The 17,094-nt window shown below is 62.1% G+C and carries 16 protein-coding genes; 9 read left to right on the forward strand and 7 right to left on the reverse strand.

Features of this window, described 5'->3' with window-relative positions:
• Positions 1 to 12 precede the first annotated feature (12 nt).
• Genes P0D87_RS29780 through P0D87_RS29790 form a run of 3 tightly spaced genes read left to right on the forward strand, consistent with a single transcriptional unit; the run spans position 13 to position 2,733 of the window.
• On the forward strand, positions 13 to 222 hold the full coding sequence (locus P0D87_RS29780) for a DUF1656 domain-containing protein (protein WP_006047726.1): 210 nt from the start codon (positions 13 to 15) through the stop codon (positions 220 to 222).
• A gap of 7 nt (positions 223 to 229) precedes the next feature.
• Positions 230 to 1,195 (forward strand): efflux RND transporter periplasmic adaptor subunit, encoded by a 966-nt coding sequence (locus P0D87_RS29785; protein WP_053859635.1) that lies wholly within the window; start codon positions 230 to 232, stop codon positions 1,193 to 1,195.
• The gene (locus P0D87_RS29790) at positions 1,192 to 2,733 is read left to right on the forward strand and encodes an efflux transporter outer membrane subunit (RefSeq protein WP_053859636.1); all 1,542 of its coding nucleotides are present in this window, start codon (positions 1,192 to 1,194) and stop codon (positions 2,731 to 2,733) included. The genes P0D87_RS29785 and P0D87_RS29790 overlap by 4 nt, the downstream gene beginning before the upstream one ends.
• A gap of 226 nt (positions 2,734 to 2,959) precedes the next feature.
• On the opposite strand, the gene P0D87_RS29795 is transcribed toward P0D87_RS29790, so the two are convergent.
• The 6 genes from P0D87_RS29795 to xylA all read right to left on the reverse strand — a co-directional run bounded on the left by P0D87_RS29795 (position 2,960) and on the right by xylA (position 11,284).
• Positions 2,960 to 3,418, reverse strand: a complete 459-nt coding sequence (locus P0D87_RS29795; protein ID WP_006047722.1) for a (2Fe-2S)-binding protein — start codon at positions 3,416 to 3,418, stop codon at positions 2,960 to 2,962.
• Positions 3,419 to 3,432: 14 nt separating this feature from the next.
• Complete coding sequence (locus tag P0D87_RS29800; RefSeq protein WP_171800795.1) at positions 3,433 to 5,700, reverse strand: xanthine dehydrogenase family protein molybdopterin-binding subunit; 2,268 nt, start codon at positions 5,698 to 5,700, stop codon at positions 3,433 to 3,435.
• Between the two features lie 251 nt (positions 5,701 to 5,951).
• Positions 5,952 to 7,151 (reverse strand): sugar ABC transporter permease, encoded by a 1,200-nt coding sequence (locus tag P0D87_RS29805; protein WP_053859637.1) that lies wholly within the window; start codon positions 7,149 to 7,151, stop codon positions 5,952 to 5,954.
• The gene (gene xylG, locus P0D87_RS29810; protein ID WP_006047719.1) at positions 7,148 to 8,707 is read right to left on the reverse strand and encodes a D-xylose ABC transporter ATP-binding protein; all 1,560 of its coding nucleotides are present in this window, start codon (positions 8,705 to 8,707) and stop codon (positions 7,148 to 7,150) included. Before xylG ends, P0D87_RS29805 begins: the two co-directional genes overlap by 4 nt.
• Before the next feature lie 79 nt (positions 8,708 to 8,786).
• Complete coding sequence (xylF, locus tag P0D87_RS29815) at positions 8,787 to 9,815, reverse strand: D-xylose ABC transporter substrate-binding protein (RefSeq protein ID WP_029971564.1); 1,029 nt, start codon at positions 9,813 to 9,815, stop codon at positions 8,787 to 8,789.
• A 146-nt stretch (positions 9,816 to 9,961) separates the two neighbouring features.
• On the reverse strand, positions 9,962 to 11,284 hold the full coding sequence (xylA, locus tag P0D87_RS29820; protein ID WP_006047717.1) for a xylose isomerase: 1,323 nt from the start codon (positions 11,282 to 11,284) through the stop codon (positions 9,962 to 9,964).
• 268 nt (positions 11,285 to 11,552) lie between these two features.
• On the opposite strand from xylA, the gene P0D87_RS29825 reads away from it, so the two are divergent.
• The 6 genes from P0D87_RS29825 (at position 11,553) to P0D87_RS29850 (ending at position 15,776) form a co-directional block, all read left to right on the forward strand.
• Positions 11,553 to 12,776, forward strand: coding sequence for a XylR family transcriptional regulator (locus tag P0D87_RS29825; protein WP_006047716.1), 1,224 nt, complete (start codon positions 11,553 to 11,555; stop codon positions 12,774 to 12,776).
• Between the two features lie 34 nt (positions 12,777 to 12,810).
• Positions 12,811 to 13,884, forward strand: a complete 1,074-nt coding sequence (locus P0D87_RS29830) for an aldose epimerase family protein (protein ID WP_053859638.1) — start codon at positions 12,811 to 12,813, stop codon at positions 13,882 to 13,884.
• Between the two features lie 173 nt (positions 13,885 to 14,057).
• The gene (locus P0D87_RS29835; protein WP_053859639.1) at positions 14,058 to 14,351 is read left to right on the forward strand and encodes a DUF4148 domain-containing protein; all 294 of its coding nucleotides are present in this window, start codon (positions 14,058 to 14,060) and stop codon (positions 14,349 to 14,351) included.
• Between the two features lie 71 nt (positions 14,352 to 14,422).
• Positions 14,423 to 14,803, forward strand: coding sequence for a hypothetical protein (locus tag P0D87_RS29840; protein ID WP_006047713.1), 381 nt, complete (start codon positions 14,423 to 14,425; stop codon positions 14,801 to 14,803).
• Positions 14,804 to 14,826: 23 nt separating this feature from the next.
• Positions 14,827 to 15,024, forward strand: a complete 198-nt coding sequence (locus tag P0D87_RS29845) for a hypothetical protein (protein WP_006047712.1) — start codon at positions 14,827 to 14,829, stop codon at positions 15,022 to 15,024.
• A 119-nt stretch (positions 15,025 to 15,143) separates the two neighbouring features.
• Positions 15,144 to 15,776 (forward strand): helix-turn-helix domain-containing protein, encoded by a 633-nt coding sequence (locus P0D87_RS29850; RefSeq protein WP_029971560.1) that lies wholly within the window; start codon positions 15,144 to 15,146, stop codon positions 15,774 to 15,776.
• Positions 15,777 to 15,785: 9 nt separating this feature from the next.
• Here P0D87_RS29850 and P0D87_RS29855 read toward each other — a convergent pair whose 3' ends face one another.
• Positions 15,786 to 16,919 carry a 4-hydroxyphenylpyruvate dioxygenase family protein gene (locus P0D87_RS29855; protein ID WP_053859640.1) on the reverse strand — a complete coding sequence of 378 codons (1,134 nt, stop codon included), beginning with the start codon at positions 16,917 to 16,919 and terminating at the stop codon, positions 15,786 to 15,788.
• Positions 16,920 to 17,094 lie beyond the last annotated feature (175 nt).

Consider the following 17,094-nt stretch of genomic DNA (forward strand, 5'->3'; position numbering starts at 1 on the left):
CCCATTCCCACGATGATCGGTGAAATAGACATCTTCGGCGTATTTGTGCCGGCCGTGCTCGTGCTGATGCTGGTCGCCTATCTGATCAACCTCGCGATTCGCGCGGTGCTCGCGCGTGTCGGCTTTTACCGCTTCGTGTGGCATCGCTCGATCTTCGATCTCGGCATCTATGTGCTGGTGCTGGGCCTTGTCGTCGTCGTTTCGCACAGACTCGTTTCGTGAAATCAACGTGAAAAAAACCTGGTTCTCCGTCGGTCAGATCGTGCTGACCCTGATCGTCGTCGTGGCCGCGGCGCTCGTGCTGTGGAAGCTGATCGGCTACTACATGTTCGCACCGTGGACTCGCGACGGACACGTGCGCGCCGACGTGATCCAGGTGGCACCGGACGTGTCGGGGCTGATTTCATCCGTAGATGTAGTGGACAACCAGCAGGTCAGGCAAGGCCAGGTGCTGTTCGTGATCGATCACGCCCGCTACGCGCTCGCGCTGCGTCAGGCGCAGGCCACCGCGCAGCAACGGCGCGCGACGCTCGACCAGGCGCGCCGCGAAGACGTGCGCAATCGCAAGCTCGGCAAACTCGTCGCCGCCGAAGTCGCGGAAGAGAGCCGCTCGCGCGTCGACCAGGCGGAAGCGGCGCTCGCGGATGCGAACGTCGCGATCGACACGGCGAAGCTGAATCTGCAACGCGCGACGATCGTGAGCCCCGTCGACGGTTATCTGAACGATCGCGCGCCGCGTGCCGGCGAATTCGTCGCGGCGGGACGCGCGGTGCTGTCGGTGGTGGACATGCACTCGTTTCGCGTCGACGGCTATTTCGAGGAGACGAAGCTCGGCGGCATCCACATCGGACAGCCGGTCGACATCAGCGTAATGGGCGAGCCGCAGGTGCTGCGCGGGCATGTGCAAAGCATCGTCGCGGGCATCGAGGACCGCGACCGCACGCAGGGCACGAATCTGCTGCCCAATGTGAATCCTGCGTTTAGTTGGGTGCGGCTCGCGCAGCGCATTCCAGTACGCGTCGCGCTCGATGAAGTTCCGCCCGATTTCCGCATGATCGCCGGGCGCACCGCTACCGTATCGGTGCGCGAGCTGGCGGAGGCGCGCGCCGCGCGTCCCGCGCAGGCTTCGGAGGCGTCGAGTGTCTCCGCAACACCGCCCGCGACTGCCGCGGCGACTTCGGGCGCCTCGCAATGAAAGCGTCTCGCTTCGTGGCGTTTTTGCTCCTGCCTTTGCGCGCGTTCGCGCTGGTTCCGCTGGCCGCGTTGCTCAACGGCTGCATGAATGTCGGCCCGAACTACTCGCTGCCGAAAGACGCACTCGTGAACGCGCCGCTTGCGAATGCGCCGATCGAAGGCGCGGACTCCGCGCTCACGTCACACGCCGACGTGCCCGCGGTGTGGTGGAAGCTGTACGACGATCCGGTGCTCAACGGTCTCGTCGACGAAGCGCTGCAATCCAATACCGACTTGCGCGTCGCCGCCGCGAATCTCGCGCGCTCGCGCGAGGCGCTCGGCGTCGCGCAGGCGCAAGGCGGCTTTTCCGGCAAGACGTCGGCGGTGTTTGAGCGCGCGCAGGAATCGGCCGAACAATACCTGCTGACCGAGAAATTGCCGGTCGTGAACGAAGGCGACGTCGGCATCAGCGTCGCGTATGAAATCGATCTGTTCGGCAAGCTGCGGCGCGGCGTGGAAGCGGCGCAGGCCGACGCCGACGCCGTGCAGGCCGCGGGCGATCTCGCGCGCATCTCAGTGGTCGCCGACGTGGTGCGCGCCTACGTCGAGCAATGCTCGGCCGCCGAGGAACTGAAGATCGCGCAGCAGTCGCTCGCGTTGCAAAGACAGCGCGTGGATGTCTCGCGACGTTTGCGTGACGTGGGCCGCGGCAATCAGACGGAAGTCACGCGCGGGCAAACCCAGGTCGATACGTTGTCCGCCGATATTCCGCGCTACACCGCGCGTCGCAAGATCGCGCAATACCGGCTGGCGGCACTGCTCGCGCGCGCACCGTCCGACTTGCCGCCCGCGGTTCTCGCCTGCGAGAAGCTGCCGCAAATCCGTCAACCGATTCCCGTCGGCGACGGCGCCGCGCTGCTGAGGCGCCGGCCCGACGTGCGCGAAGCCGAGCGTCAACTGGCGGCATCGACGGCGCGTATCGGCGTTGCGACCGGCGCGCTGTATCCGACCGTGAGCATCGGCGCATCGGCGGGTTTGACGGGCGTTCTCGAAGATCTCGGCACGTCACCGACAGCGCGTTGGGGCTTCGGTCCGCTGATCAGCTGGACGTTCCCCGCCAACGGCGCGCGCGGCCGCGTGCGCGAAGCGCAGGCGTCGAGCCAGGTCGCGCTTGCCCGCTTCGACGGCGTCGTGCTGACCGCGTTGCGCGAAACGGAGACCAGCCTTGCCACCTATGCATCGGACTACGCTCGCACGGAAGCGCTACAGGCCGCGCTGAAATCCGCGGCGCAATCCGCGGACGAAACGCACCGGCTGTATCGCGCGGGCCGCGAGTCCTTCATCTCCGATCTGGACGCGACGCGCACGCTGACGTCGACGAAAGCGCAAGTCGCAGCGGCTGAAGGTCAGGTGGCGATCGACCAGGTGAATCTGTTTCTGGCACTCGGCGGCGGGTGGGAGCGGGACGGACACGCTGCGCCGGGGATGGCGGGGGCTTCCGCTTCGACACCGGCTTCGGCTTCGGCACGGACATCGGCAGCAAAAACCCAAGCCCCGTAGCCGCATCACCCGATCTTACGTTTTATTTTTGAATAACTTTCTTTTGCCTTTCATTTACGGTTAAATACCTGGCACTCACCACACGTTACGAGGCCAAGGTATGTCGTCATTCATGAAAAGCGCAGCAGCATTGGGCGGATGCATCGGCATCTTCACGGCGGTCGTGGCCATCGTCGAAATTCTGGCAGGCTAAGCCCGTTGCTCGCTCGCGAAGCGCCGGCTTGCGCTACGCAGGCCGGCGCTTCGCCGCTTGATGAATCGCGGCGCGCACCCGCGGATACGTGCCGCAACGGCAGACGATATTGCTCATGGCCGCGTCGATGTCGGCGTCGCTCGGATGCGGCTTCTGTTTGAGCAGCGCGCAAGCGGCCATCAGTTGCGCGCTTTGACAATAGCCGCACTGCACGACATCGAGATCGATCCACGCGGCCTTCAGTGCCTGCGCTTCGCCGCCTTGCAACCCTTCGATGGTCGTGATCTTCTGCGTCGTCAAATCGGACATGGGCGTCTGACACGACAGGCACGCCTTGTCGTTCAGATGCACCGTGCAGGCGCCGCAAATGCCGACGCCGCAGCCGAACTTCGTGCCCGTCATGCCGAGCTCGCAACGCAGCACCCACAATAGCGGCATGTCCGGCTCGACTTGCACGGCCACCGCGCGTCCGTTGATGTTGAGCGCTGCCATATCGGTCTCCGGCTTCAGGTGAACTTCAAAGGCAACGTACGCAGTCGCTTGCCGGTCAGTGCAAACACTGCATTGGCAACAGCCGGCGCAATCGGCGGCACGCCCGGTTCGCCGACGCCTTGCGGATGCAACTGGCTCGGCATGATGTCGACTTCGATGATCGGGCAATCGTTGATTCGCACAACCGGAAAGTCGACGAAGTTCTTCTGCTCGACCTGGCCGTTGACGATCGTGATCTCGTCCTGCAACGCGGCCGAGAGGCCGAATACGATTCCGCTCTCCATCTGCTGACGAATCAGGTTCGGATTCACCGGCAAACCGCAATCGATCACGCAAACCACGCGGTGCACGCGAATCATCCTGTGCGGTCCAATCGATACTTCCGCGACCTGCGCGACGACGCTGCCGAATGCCTCGTGAAGCGCGACGCCACGCGCGCGCGGAGCGCCATCGGCGGCAGGCGTCAACGGATGCGTCCAGTCGGACAATGCGGCCACTCGCTGCAACACCGCCAGGTGCCGCGGATGCTGCGCAAGCAGTGCGCTGCGAAACGCAATCGGGTCCTGGCTGGTGGCGGCGGCGATCTCATCGGTAAAGCTCTCGGTGAAGAAGGCCTGATGCGAGTGGCCGACCGAACGCCAGAAGCCCACCGGCACGGGCAAGTCCACGATCTTGTGCGCGACGCGCGCCGTGGGCCACTCGTAGGGCTGATCGAACGCGCCTTCGGCTGTCGTCTTGTCGAGCGGAATGCGCGGCGCGCCGTAATAACGCGCGAGCGCTTCGGGCACGATGGCCTGACTCGCGGACGCGCTGTGCCACGCGACGAGCTTGCCGTTATCGTCGAAGCCCGCCTTCAGGCGCGATACGCATGCGGGGCGATAGAAGTCGTGCGTAAAGTCCTGCGCGCGCGACCATAGCGTTTGCACCGGACGTCCGCCGGCCTCGCGCGCGATCGCGGCGGCCTGTGCGATGTAATCGGTTTCGAGGCGCCGCCCGAATGCGCCGCCGAGCAACTGCGCATGCACATGAACCTTGTCGTCGTCGATATGCAGCACTTTGGCGACGTGCCGCCGCGCGAGCGCGGGCGTTTGCGTCGATACCCAGACGGTCGCCGCGCCGTCCGCGACCTGCACGGTGCAGTTGAGCGGCTCGACCGCGCCGTGCGCGAGATACGGCGCGTGATATTCAGCCGTGATGGTGCGCGCCGCGCCGCTTAGCGCATCGTTGATGTCGCCGCGGCGGTAGTACGCGTGGCCGTCGCCGTCGTCGAGGGCGAGCGCGAGGCGGCGCTCCACTTCCGCGCTCGAAAGCGTGGCCGCGGCGCCATGCTGCCATGTCACTTTGATCGCGTCGACGGCGTTGGTCGCGCGAAATGGATTGTCCGCGATCACGGCGACGCCGCCCGTGCCGCCCGCATACGGCGCGAAAGCGAGCGCCTTCACGAAGCCGCGCATTCGCTGCGCCGCGCTCGCATCAAAGCTCGCGACTGTGCCGCCGAGCGTCGGGCACATCACGACACTCGCGTAGAGCAGGCCGTCGGGCAACACGTCGATGCCGAATCGCGCGCTGCCGTTGATCTTCGACGCGGCCTCGATGCGGCGCAGCGGTTTGCCGATCAGCGTGAAATTCGCGGGGTCTTTCAACGCGACTTTGCGAGGCAGCGGTTGTTGCGCCGCCATCGACGACAACTCGCCGAAGCTCGCCTTATGTCCCGACGGATGCGTGACATACCCGCCTTGCGTCACGCACTCGCCGGGCGCGACGTGCCATTGCGCGGCGGCCGCGCCAATCAGCATCGCACGCGCCGAGGCGCCCGCTTCGCGCATGGGCGTCCACAGGTCGTTGATGCTCGACGAGCCGCCGGTCATCATCGTGCCGGCTTCGCGCGTGAGCTTGCGCGTGTACCAGACGACCGCGCGCTTCGTGATGCTGTCGTGATCGGGACGAAACGGCAGATCGTCGATGACGTTCTGCACGCTGTTGTAGATGTTGTCGATCGGCGCGTCCTCGACACGCACGCGCGACCAGTCGGCGTCGAGTTCTTCGGCAAGCAGCATCGCGAGACCGGTGTGAACGCCCTGGCCCATTTCCGCCTTGCTCATCATGATCGTCACGCTGTTGTCGGCGGCGATCTTGACCCAGCCGTTGAGCGCCGTTTGCGTGCCTTCGACGGGTAACGGCGCGTCGGTCGTGAGACGCTGCCGCGCCGGCAGCACGGACCAGCCGACCAGCAACGCACCCACCGCGCCGGCGCCGCCGATGACGAAGGTTCTGCGCTTCATGATGAATGGCCCATCGGCTTGCCCGCCGGTAACAAGCTGCAAGGGCGCGATGCGCGCCCTGCGTCCCCACGCAATATTAGTAAGACGGAGGAACGGCCGCGGACTTAAATTCGTCGGATGAAGCCGTGCGCGCGCGGGGCGGGCGCGAGGGGCACGCTAGCGAGGCGGACCGCCTGGCTAGCGTGCCGTGGGGCGTTTCATTAAATGTGCAGAGCGTGCGGCTTTGCTCTGCCTTGCTTTGGTCAACAGGCTCAGCGCCGGTTCGAGCCCGACACGACATCGATCCATACGGCGAGCACCAGAATGCCGCCCTTCACGATCATCTGCCAGTAGGCATCGACGTCGAGCATCGACATGCCGTTGTCGAGACTCGCCATCACGAGCGCGCCGATCAATGCGCCGTAGACCGTGCCCGAGCCGCCGCGCATCGACGTTCCGCCGATAAAGCACGCGGCAATCGCGTCCAGTTCGCCCATCGAGCCCGCCGACGGCGAACCCGCGGCCAGGCGCGCCGTGTTCACGATGCCGGCGAACGCGCACATCAATCCCATCAGCGCGAAAATGGCGAGCTTCACGCGATTCGTGTTGACACCGGACAGGCGCGTCGCTTCGAGATTCGATCCGACTGCGTAAATGCGTCGGCCAAAGACGGTCTGGGTGGCGACCCAGGTAAAGATGCCGAGCAACGCGAGCAGCAGAAGAACGGGCACCGGAATGCCGCCGTAACGATCGAGCGTCGCCACGAAGCCCGCGAGAATCGCGCCCGCGCCGACCACTTTTGCAACGTCCTGCCAGACCGGCACCACGCTTAACTGATAGCGCTCGCGATTGCGGCGCTGACGTATCGTCAGAAACGCGAGCAATAGAAACAGCACGACGGCAAGCGTATCGCCGGCCAGTTTCGGCAGATAGCCCTGGCCGACGAACACGAAACTGTCGGAGACCGGCGCGATGGTCGAACCGCCTGTCACGCCGAGCAGAATCCCGCGATACGCGAGCATGCCGCCGAGACCGACAATGAACGAAGGCACGCGCCGGTATGTCGACCACCATCCGTTGAAGAGGCCGACGAGCACGCCGAGCAGCATCACGGCGGGCAACGTGACGCCTATCGGCCAGTGACGGTTGACGTCGAGTATCGCGGCCACGCCGCCGAGCAAACCGAGCAGCGATCCGACCGACAGATCGATCTCGCCCGCGATGATCACGAACACCATGCCGCACGCGAGCATGCCGGTGATCGACATCTGCCGCAGCAGGTTCGACAGATTGCGCGGCGTCACGAAGGCGCCGTGCGTGAGCACCGAAAAGAAAATCCAGATCGCGGCCACGGCAATCAGCAGCGCGAGAATCTTGTAGCGCGCGAACAGTTGCTGAACGCGTTGCGGACCGCCGAATGCGCCTCGCGGCGCAGTATTGTCGGCGCGTTGGGAAGTAACGTCGGGCGTCATGCTGCACTCGCTGCGGTTGGGTTCGGGACTCGCTGCACGGGACGGATCGCGGCGCTGAGAATGTCTTCCTGCGTGAGGCCGTCGTTGACGAAATCGCCGCGCAATTCGCCTTCGCCGATCACGAGCACGCGATCGCTAATGCCGAGTACTTCCGGCAATTCGGACGACACCATCACGATCGACATGCCGCGCTGCGCCAGTTGAAAAATGAGTTTGTAGATTTCGAATTTCGCGCCGACGTCGACGCCTCGTGTGGGTTCGTCGAGAATCAGCACTTTGGGATCGGTCAGCAACATGCGCGTGAGCACGGCTTTCTGCTGATTGCCGCCGGAAAGGCTCGCTATCGACAACATCGGATGAGCGGCGCGCACGGAAAGCCGCTTCATTTCCGTATGAATCGTGTCTAGCTCGGCCGCCGAATCGATGCGTCCGCCCGATGCAAAGCGCTGCAGCACCGCGAGCGTGATGTTGTGGCCGACACTCAGGCCCGGCACGATGCCGTGGCGCTTGCGATCTTCCGGCACCATGCCGATGCCCGCGCGAATCGCATCGATAGGCGCGCGAATTTTCACGGCCTTGCCTTCCATGACGACCGTCGCTTCGCTCGTGCCGGGATAGGCGCCGAAAATCGCCTGCATCAATTCCGTGCGCCCCGCGCCGACGAGCCCGGCCACACCGAGAATTTCGCCGCGCCGCAACGCAAACGACACATCGTTCACGCGCTTGCGGCGCGGATTCGTCACGTCGAAACAGGTGACGTTGCGCGCCTCGAAAACGACGTCGCCAATCGGATGCGGCTCGCGCGGGAACAGGTTCTTGATCTCGCGTCCGACCATCAGCGAAATGATGCGGTCTGTCGTCAACGCGTGCATGGGCTCGGTGGCGACATGGCGTCCGTCGCGAATCACGCTGATCGTGTCGCAAACGGCGGCGACTTCGTCGAGCTTGTGCGAGATGTAGACACAGGCCACGCCGCGCCGCTTCAGATCGCGCACGATGTCCAGCAGAATGGCGATCTCCGACGAAGTGAGCGACGAAGACGGTTCATCCAGAATCAGCAGCTTCGCGCGCTTATTGAGCGCCTTCGCAATCTCGATCAGTTGCTGATGGCCGCCGCCGTAGTTCATCACCGGTTGCGCCGCATTGATGCCCTGAATGCCGAGCTCGCGCAGCAATTCGTCCGCGCGTTGATACATCGCGGCGTAATTCATGCGGCCGCCCGGCAGCGTGATTTCATTGCCGAGAAAAATGTTCTCGGCCACCGACAATTCGGGCACCAGCATCAACTCCTGGTGAATGATGATGATGCCGGCGCGCTCGGTGTCGCGTATGCCCGCTGCTTTCAGCGGCGTGCCTTCCCACGTTATTTCGCCATCCCAGGTACCGTGCGGATATACGCCGGACAGTACTTTCATCAGCGTCGATTTGCCTGCGCCGTTTTCGCCGCACAAGCCGACGCACTCGCCCGGCGCGACCGTCAGGTCGATTCCGTCGAGTGCTTTCACGCCTGAAAATGCCTTGACGATGCCGCGCATCGTCAGTAACGGTTGCGTCATTCGCTATGCCTCGCTGCAAGGCGCGCGATCGCGCCGATACGCGACAGCCGTATCGGCGCAAACCGCGCGCGCGTTACGCTCATTGGCTCGCGAGCTGGGCCTGGGTATAGAAGCCGTCCTTGACGACTACATCGACGTTGCTCTTGGTGAGCAACGTAGGCTGCAGCAGCACCGTGTCGACTTTCTTCTTGCCGTTGTCGTACTGCGCGTTAAACGCGGGCTTCTCGCCCTTCGCCAATGCCACCGAGAGCTTGGCGGCTTCGCCGGCAATCAGCTTCAACGGCTTGTAGACCGTCATGGTCTGCGTGCCCGCAATTACGCGCTTGACCGCGGCCAGGTCCGCGTCCTGACCCGACACCGGCACCTTGCCCGCCATGTGCTGCGCGGCGAGCGCCTGGATCGCGCCGCCTGCGGTGCCGTCGTTCGACGCGACGATAGCGTCGATCTTGTTGTTGTTCGCGGTCAGCGCGTCTTCGACGATGCGCAGCGCCGTGGATGCGCTCCACTCCGGCACCCACTGCTGGCCCACCACTTTGATGTCGCCCTTGTCGATGGCGGGCTTGAGTACCTTCAACTGTCCTTCGCGCAGCATCTTGGCGTTGTTGTCGGTCGGTGCGCCGCCGAGCAGAAAGTAGTTGCCCTTCGGTTGCGCGTTAAACACGCCTTGTGCCTGCAATTCGCCGACCTTTTCGTTATCGAACGAGATATAGCCGTCCACGTCGGCGTCCAGAATCAGGCGGTCATACGACACGACCTTGATCCCCGCTTTTTTCGCTTCGGCCACGACGTTGCCAAGCGTTTTGGAATTGAACGGCACGATCACGATCACATCCACGCCGCGCGAGATGAGGTTCTCGATCTGCGAGATTTGCCGCGCCTCGCTGGCGTCGGCGGATTGCACGGATACTTTCGCACCGAGTTTTTCCGCAGCGGCGACGAAATAGTCGCGATCGCGCGACCAGCGCTCGACGCGCAGGTCGTCGATACAGAAGCCGATTTCAGGGTGATCCTTGCTTGCGTGCGCAAGCGGCGCGATAAGCGAAAGGCTCGCCAACACCGCTCCACATACGAGCGAACTCAATACAGTACGACGCGTTGCGAATTTCATCTCTGTCTCCTTCTTCTGATAGCCGGAATTCCGGATTGGACGGCCTGCGCTGCGAGCCGCAGGTCCGGACAAGCGACAACCCAAAGCTTCTTTTTATGCGCGCGAGTTGCACGCGCGCGCTTTCTCATTTGCAACGATGATGCCCTTTAGCGTCCGCTATAAATAGCCTGATTCACGATGTTTTCCATGCGCTCCTGGTGGCCGCTTGCATGCTGCGGATTGAGGTCGCGCGACAGTGCGTCTGCGGCGAGTGTCGACAGCGAGTAGTCGCCGGAAAGAATCTTGCGGCCAAAATCGGCGTCCCAACCGGCATAACGCTCACGCTTGAATTGACCGAGACGGTCGTTTTCGATCAATACGGCCGCGCGTTCGACGGCGAGCGCGAGGTTATCGATTGCGCCAACGTGGCCGTAAAAGAGATCTTCCGGATCGACGCTTTGCCGCCGCACTTTCGAGTCGAAGTTCATGCCGCCTGTCGTGAAGCCGCCGTGGCCCAGGATTTCGTAGAAGGCGAGCGTCAGTTCTTCCACGCTATTGGGGAATTGATCCGTGTCCCAGCCGTTTTGCGGGTCGCCGCGATTGGCGTCGACGCTGCCGAAAATACCGAGCGCATAGGCCGTCGCGATCTCGTGATGAAACGAGTGGCCCGCAAGCGTCGCATGATTCGCCTCGATATTCACGCGGATTTCTTTCTCGAGACCGTATTGCAGCAAGAAGCCGTGGACGGTTGCGACATCGTAATCGTATTGATGCTTGGTCGGCTCTTGCGGCTTAGGCTCGATCAATAGAGAACCTTTGAAGCCGATCTTGTGTGCGTGGTCCACGACCATATGCAGGAAGCGCGCGAGTTGATCGCGTTCGCGCACGAGGTCCGTGTTAAGCAGCGTGTCGTAGCCTTCGCGCCCGCCCCACAGTACATAGTTATCGCCGCCGAGCCGCTGCGTCGCGTCGAGCGCATGGCGCACCTGGGTCGCGGCAAACGCGAAGATGTCCGGGTTGGGACTCGTCGCGGCGCCGGCCGCATAACGCGGATGCGAAAACAGATTCGCCGTGCCCCATAGCAGTTTGATACCCGTGTCCTGCTGCTTGCGCGCGAGGTAGTCCACTATGCGGGAAAAGTTCTCGCTGTATTCCTTCAGGTTCGCACCTTCGGGTGCAACGTCGGTGTCATGAAAAGTGTAATACGGCGTGCCGAGCTTCGAGAAGAATTCAAAGGCGGCGTCTGCTTTCAGATGCGCCATTTCCATCGCGTCGCCCGGTTGCTGCCAGGGGCGCTTGAAGGTGCCCTGCCCGAAAATATCGACGCCCGGCCACACAAACGTATGCCAGTAACACACCGCTATCCGCAGATGTTCTTCGAGCGTTTTGCCGAGCACCTTTTTGCTTTTATCGTAGTGGCGGTACGCAAGCGGATTGTCCGATTGCGGGCCTTCATAACGGATCTCGGGAATATGTTCGAAGTAGGACATCAGCGTCTCCTTCCCATCTAAAGGGATTATGTTGCACCGCAACCCGTGCGACGTGGCCGGGGCGGTCGATAAGGTGACGCCATGCTGCCGCTTGCCGGAGGCATCGGCAATTGCGAAATTGCGCAGTGTGCTTGATGTTTCTTACCGCCCGCCATTTTGTTTGCCCCCGCGCGCTATTGGCGGCCTAGAATAACCGGACGCTTAAAAATACGGATTCAAAGGAGACAAAGGTTGTGCGGGTTTCAACGTCCGCCTGCCGCTCACCGCCATGACCCGTCCGCAAACACCACAGACGACGCATCGAATCGCGCTGCTCTTCAACGCGAACAAGGTCTACGACCGCGAGATCATTACCGGCATCGGCAACTACTTGCTATCCACGCGCGTGGCGTGGGACCTCTTTCTGGAAGACGACTTTCGCTGCCGGTTGACGGGCATCGAGCGCTTCGACGGCGACGGCATCATCGCGGATTTCGACGATCCTGCCGTAAGCGAAGCACTGCGCGACTGTCCATTGCCGGTGGTCGCTGTGGGATCGTCATTCGAGGACCCGGCGCAATATCCCCCGGATTTACCCTATATCGCAACGGACAACAGCAAGCTCGTCTCGCTCGCGTACACGCATCTGATTGGCGCGGGCCTCGAACACTTTGCGCTATACAGCCTGCCGCAAGCGCAAGAAAACCGCTGGGCGCAGCAGCGCGAACTTGCATTCGCACATTTGCGCAATGCGGACGGTCACAGTGCCGAGCAGATTCAAAGCGAGATCTATCGCGGTCTTTCCACGAGCGCGCCTTCATGGAACCAGGCGACCGAACAACTCACCGCGTGGCTGCGCGAATTGCCGAAGCCGGTCGGCATTATTGCCGTGACCGACGCGCGTGCGCGGCATTTGCTGCAAGCGTGTCTGATTGCGGGCATTCCGGTGCCGGAAGAAGTCGCGATTATCGGTATCGACAATGATCCGCTCACGCGCACGCTCACTCGTATTCCACTTTCTTCCGTGATTCAGGGTACTGAGGAAATGGGCCGCACTGCGGCTCACCTGTTGCATCAGATGCTGCATGGCGCGCGCTTTCCTGGGCGGCGCATTCTCGTGCCGCCTGTCGGCATCAACGTACTCGAATCGACCAGGCATCAGCCGCTCGCGAGTCCCTATGTAATGCGCGCGCGGCATTTTATTCGCCAGTATGCTTGCCAGGGTATTCGCACTGAACAGGTGGCCGACTATGTCGGCGTGTCGCGTTCGTCGCTCGAAGAGTACTTTCGACGCGAGCGCAAGTGCACGGTGCATCAGGAGATCTTGCGCCATAAGCTCGATGTCGCGAAAGCGCTGCTTGCAAAACGCGATGCGTCGAGCGCGGAAGTGGCAATACGTTGCGGCTTTACGTCGCTGCAATACATGTACGCCGTATTTCGTCGGGAGCTTGGGTGCACGCCGCGCGAGTACCAGGAGCGCGCGAGTTTGACTCAGGCTTCGACGCCAGGCTGAGCATGCCTTTACTTTTTTATTTTCTATCGACGACATGATCAGCATCGCACAACTTTCTTCCGAGCCGTGGGGCACGCTCAATGGCGGCGATCCGGTACGGCTCTTTACATTGCGTAACGCGCACGGCATGAAGGTCGCGATTAGCGATCTCGGCGCGACGCTGGTTTCGTGGCATGCGCCGGATCGCGCGGGACGTCTCGGCGATATTCTTCTCGGCCACGACACACCGGCCCAGTACTTCGCGGCCACGACTTTTATGGGCGGTCTGATCGGCCGCTGGGCGAACCGCATTGCCGACGCGCGTTTTACGCTCGACGGCATCGAGTACACACTCGACCGCAATGAAGGCGCGAAGCTGCTGCATGGTGGAAGCGTCGGTTTTCATCGCGCGATATGGGACGTGAGCGAAGACAATGGCTCGCTGTTGATGCGGCTCGAGTCGCCGGAAGGCGATGCCGGTTTTCCAGGCAATGTGACCGCGCAAGTGCGCTACACGCTCGACGACGACGGCACCTTGACCATCGAATACGAGGCCATTGCCGACGCCGCGACGCCGCTCAATCTCACGAGTCATGGGTACTTCAACCTGACGGGCCGCGCGGGCGCCGATATTCGCGGACACATGCTGTCAATCGACGCGGACCGGTTCTTCGAAGTCGACGCAGCGATGATTCCTTCGAAGCTCGCCGACGTAGCGGGCAACGCATTCGACTTCCGGCAAAGCGCGCCGATCGGCGCACGCCTCGAATGGCCGCACGCGCAACTCGTGCAAGCGGGCGGATTCGATCATTGCTACGTGTTGCGCGATGCACCAGGCGGCGCAGGCAAGGTGCGAGAAGTCGCGTGTCTTTACGACCCCGGCAGCGGCCGCGAACTGACCGTGTCGACGGATCAGCGCGGCTTGCAGTTTTATAGCGGCAACTTTCTAAAAGGCGATGCAGGACGCGGCGGAGCTCGCTATCAGACACATGCGGGACTGTGTCTGGAAGCGGGCGGCTTTCCGAACCAGGTCAACATGCCGGAGGAACAGAATGACGTGATCCTGCGACCCGGCGACACGTACCGGCAAGTGACTGCGTATCGCGTGGGTGTGCGCGAAGGCGTGTGACAAAACGCCTTCATTTGCAGTCGCTGGGATTACAGCACGCCGACTTATCAATTGCTGCAAGAGTGAATTACTGCATTGGGGGTTTGCCCTCGAATAACCGCTTCCTACAATCCGCGCATGGTGCCGACGATCCACAGCGGCATCGGACGACACCATTCCCGGAGGGAAGCATCATGAACACGCTGATCAAGGCAGTGACTCTTGCTGTTGCGCTGGCCGCGCCAGTCGCATCGTTTGCACAATCGGAACAGCCGCTCACGCGCGCGGAAGTGAAGGCTCAGTTAAAGCAGATCGAACAGGCCGGTTATAACCCGGCGGCTGCAGTGGATGCCAATTATCCCGCCGATATCCAAGCGGCCGAGGCTCGCGTTGCCGCACAGAATGCAATGGCTCAGAGCGACACGACGGGTTACGGATCGACGGCAACAGGATCGTCGCAAACAGGAGCGGCCGCGCCGGCTCAGTGACAACCGCTTTTCCGTAGATACGACATCGCACAGATTCGCTTTAAGATGACCGCTCGAAAGGAGGAGCGGTCATGGGATCAACCGTCAAGAATTCATTGCTGTGGGTGTTCGAGCCTATCGAGGACGATCCCGGTTTCATGAGGAAGCGCTTATTCGGCTTTGAAGCAGCTTATGTCGATGGCTTGCTTTGTCTCTCGGTCGGCAATGGCGAAGAGCCGTGGAATGGGTTGCTGGTATGTACATCGCGCGATCGACACGCAGATCTTATTCGCGAGTTCCCTGAGTTGGCGCCGCATCCTGTACTCGGCAAGTGGCTTTATTTGTCGCAGACGCATGAAGAGTTCGAAGCGCTAGCGGGCGCGGTGGTTGAAGTAGTCGGAAGGCGCGACTCGCGTGTCGGCGTCGAGCCCGCGGCAAGAAAGAAGAGCGCGAAAAAGAATCGCTTCGTCTGACGGCACGCGATCGACATCTCGCGATGGGTCCCATCGTCACCTACGACACGAAGATAAACGGAAAGCACCCGCTTGCGCAGTACGGCGAGTTTTATGGCAACCGCGACGGTTGCTTTTTGATCCAATCAGACGCGGGCGCGCACGCTCGTCGCGACAACTCATTCGCGCGCGGCGACTCAATCTTTCGCCTGCGCGTTTCCAATCAGAAAGGCAACGAGTAAGCACCAGCGCCGTCGCCGGTTTGCGACGAGCGCCGCGTCGGCATGCTCAGCCACGGCGAATGTTATGATCGGAAACACGCAATACAATCGCCCTTCAGTCGCAAACAAAGCAGCAACTCATGGACACGCACATCACGAAGCCCGCCGAACCCTTGACGACCGATCTGGGCCGTCGCGTACGCGCCGCCCGTCAGTCGCAAGACCTGACGCTCGAAACCGCGAGCCGCCTGTGCGGCGTCTCACGCTCGACGCTCTCGAAAGTCGAAAACGGCCTCATGTCCCCGACTTTCGACGTGCTGCAAAAAATCGTCCTTGGACTGAAGATCGAAATCGGCGAATTGTTTGGCTCTGCGCCGAAGATCAGCGCAAATGGGCGTCGCGCACTCACGCGCAAAGGCGAAGGACAGCGCCACGCATATCGCGGCTATCAAATGGAATTGCTCGCGACCGATCTCGCGCACAAAGCCATGCTGCCGTTTCGCATCCGCATTTCGGCGCACACGCTCGATGCGTTCGACGACTGGGGCCGCCACGAAGGCGAAGAGTTTCTCTACGTGATTAGCGGCAGCGTGTGCCTCTATTCCGAGTTGTATGCGCCGACGCATCTGAACGCCGGCGACAGTCTCTACTTCGACAGCCGCACCGGCCACGCCGCAGTGTCGACGAGTGAAGAGGATGCCGAAGTATTATGGATGGCGACAAGCGCCGACATTCCGCAAGCACCCGCAATAGACGAATCGCCCCGGAAATAGCGCGACGTCTCAAGCGTTCGCTTGTCCTCGCGCCTGTGCGAGCGCACTGAGATTGCCTTCGCCGAAACCATGATGTCCCTTGCGCTGAACGATCTCGAAGAAAATCTCGCCGGGTCCGCGGCGCACGAAAGTCTGGAAAAACAGTAGCGGTATACCGTCCGCGCCAATCTCTCCATCCACGAGAACATGCGTGCGCTTCAGGCGCTCGACGTCGAGTCCATGTCCCGGCAAACGCGCGTCCAGTTGCTCGTAATAGCGCGGCGGCGGCTCGACAAATTGCACACCGTTGGCAAGCAACTGCTCGACGCAAGCGAAGATGTCGTCGGTTGCAAGTGCAATGTGCTGCACGCCCTCGCCCGGATGATCCGGCAAGTATTCGTGCATCAGGTTCGTACGGCGCGTGCCTTCCTCGTAAAGCGGAATGCGGATCGCGCCGCACGGCGACACCATCACACGCGATTCCGCCGACACATGCCAGTTCGCATGCAGCTCGTGAATCTCGCGGAAATTGAGCAGATCGCGATAGAAGTCGAGCCACTCCTGCATGCGGCCTTCGCCGACCGTTTGCGTCAAGTGATCCACTGCGACGAGGCCGGTGCCCGCATGGCTCAGATCCGCCTGCGCGGTGTCGATCTGGATCGGACGGAAGTCGATGTCGAAGATCGAAATATCGCCAAGCCCGCCGCGCTGGCCGCCGCGTCCGCGCCAACGGTCGACAAAGTAAATGTGTGAATCGCCAATGCCCTGAATGGCCGGAATCAGCAACTCGCCTGCGCCGATTCGCTCGCCTTCGAACGCCCACGCGCCGAGTTCGATTGCGCGGTCGAAAGCGCGCTGCGCATCGGCCACGCGAATGCCGATTGCGCAAATGCCGGCGCCGTACTCTTCGGCGTAGCGCGCGGCGAACGAATCCGGCTCCGCGTTGATCAGGAAATTCATTTCGCCCTGCCGGTATAGCGTGACGTCCTTGCTGATGTGGCGCGCAATCGCCTTGAAGCCGAGTCTGACGAACGTGTCGCCGAGCGCCTGCGGATCGCGCGAGGCGAACTCCACGAATTCGATCCCGGCCGTGCCGAGCGGATTGTGCTCAGGCGCCGACACAGCGCGAAGCGCGGCCTCTGGAGTGGGCAAGTCGCTGGGCATGGCAATCTCCTTGTACTGTGTTTCGACGCTGTTTTCTGTGCAAGCTTTTGCTGAACTCGCAGTGTGACACTGCCTGCGCGTGACGCAACCGCGCGCGGTTGTCGACGGCTTTCGCACCGTGTTTTTACACCGGCTCGCGCCTGGTTCGCAACTTGAATTTGTACTGGATGGTTCA

Origin of the sequence: Paraburkholderia sp. RL17-368-BIF-A (genome assembly GCF_046054045.1) — a bacterium.
In the GTDB taxonomy this organism is placed as follows: Bacteria; Pseudomonadota; Gammaproteobacteria; order Burkholderiales; family Burkholderiaceae; genus Paraburkholderia; species Paraburkholderia graminis.

Excerpts from the sequence above, each read along its gene's own strand:
- xylA (WP_006047717.1), bottom strand. The coding sequence starts at position 11,284 with ATGTCCTACTTCGAACATATTCCCGAGATCCGTTATGAAGGCCCGCAA.
- P0D87_RS29830 (WP_053859638.1), top strand. The coding sequence starts at position 12,811 with ATGATCAGCATCGCACAACTTTCTTCCGAGCCGTGGGGCACGCTCAAT.
- xylF (WP_029971564.1), bottom strand. The coding sequence starts at position 9,815 with ATGAAATTCGCAACGCGTCGTACTGTATTGAGTTCGCTCGTATGTGGA.
- P0D87_RS29845 (WP_006047712.1), top strand. The coding sequence starts at position 14,827 with ATGGGTCCCATCGTCACCTACGACACGAAGATAAACGGAAAGCACCCG.
- P0D87_RS29840 (WP_006047713.1), top strand. The coding sequence starts at position 14,423 with ATGGGATCAACCGTCAAGAATTCATTGCTGTGGGTGTTCGAGCCTATC.
- P0D87_RS29835 (WP_053859639.1), top strand. The coding sequence starts at position 14,058 with ATGAACACGCTGATCAAGGCAGTGACTCTTGCTGTTGCGCTGGCCGCG.
- P0D87_RS29805 (WP_053859637.1), bottom strand. The coding sequence starts at position 7,151 with ATGACGCCCGACGTTACTTCCCAACGCGCCGACAATACTGCGCCGCGA.
- xylG (WP_006047719.1), bottom strand. The coding sequence starts at position 8,707 with ATGACGCAACCGTTACTGACGATGCGCGGCATCGTCAAGGCATTTTCA.
- P0D87_RS29855 (WP_053859640.1), bottom strand. The coding sequence starts at position 16,919 with ATGCCCAGCGACTTGCCCACTCCAGAGGCCGCGCTTCGCGCTGTGTCG.
- P0D87_RS29790 (WP_053859636.1), top strand. The coding sequence starts at position 1,192 with ATGAAAGCGTCTCGCTTCGTGGCGTTTTTGCTCCTGCCTTTGCGCGCG.
- P0D87_RS29795 (WP_006047722.1), bottom strand. The coding sequence starts at position 3,418 with ATGGCAGCGCTCAACATCAACGGACGCGCGGTGGCCGTGCAAGTCGAG.
- P0D87_RS29825 (WP_006047716.1), top strand. The coding sequence starts at position 11,553 with ATGACCCGTCCGCAAACACCACAGACGACGCATCGAATCGCGCTGCTC.
- P0D87_RS29800 (WP_171800795.1), bottom strand. The coding sequence starts at position 5,700 with ATGAAGCGCAGAACCTTCGTCATCGGCGGCGCCGGCGCGGTGGGTGCG.
- P0D87_RS29850 (WP_029971560.1), top strand. The coding sequence starts at position 15,144 with ATGGACACGCACATCACGAAGCCCGCCGAACCCTTGACGACCGATCTG.
- P0D87_RS29780 (WP_006047726.1), top strand. The coding sequence starts at position 13 with ATGATCGGTGAAATAGACATCTTCGGCGTATTTGTGCCGGCCGTGCTC.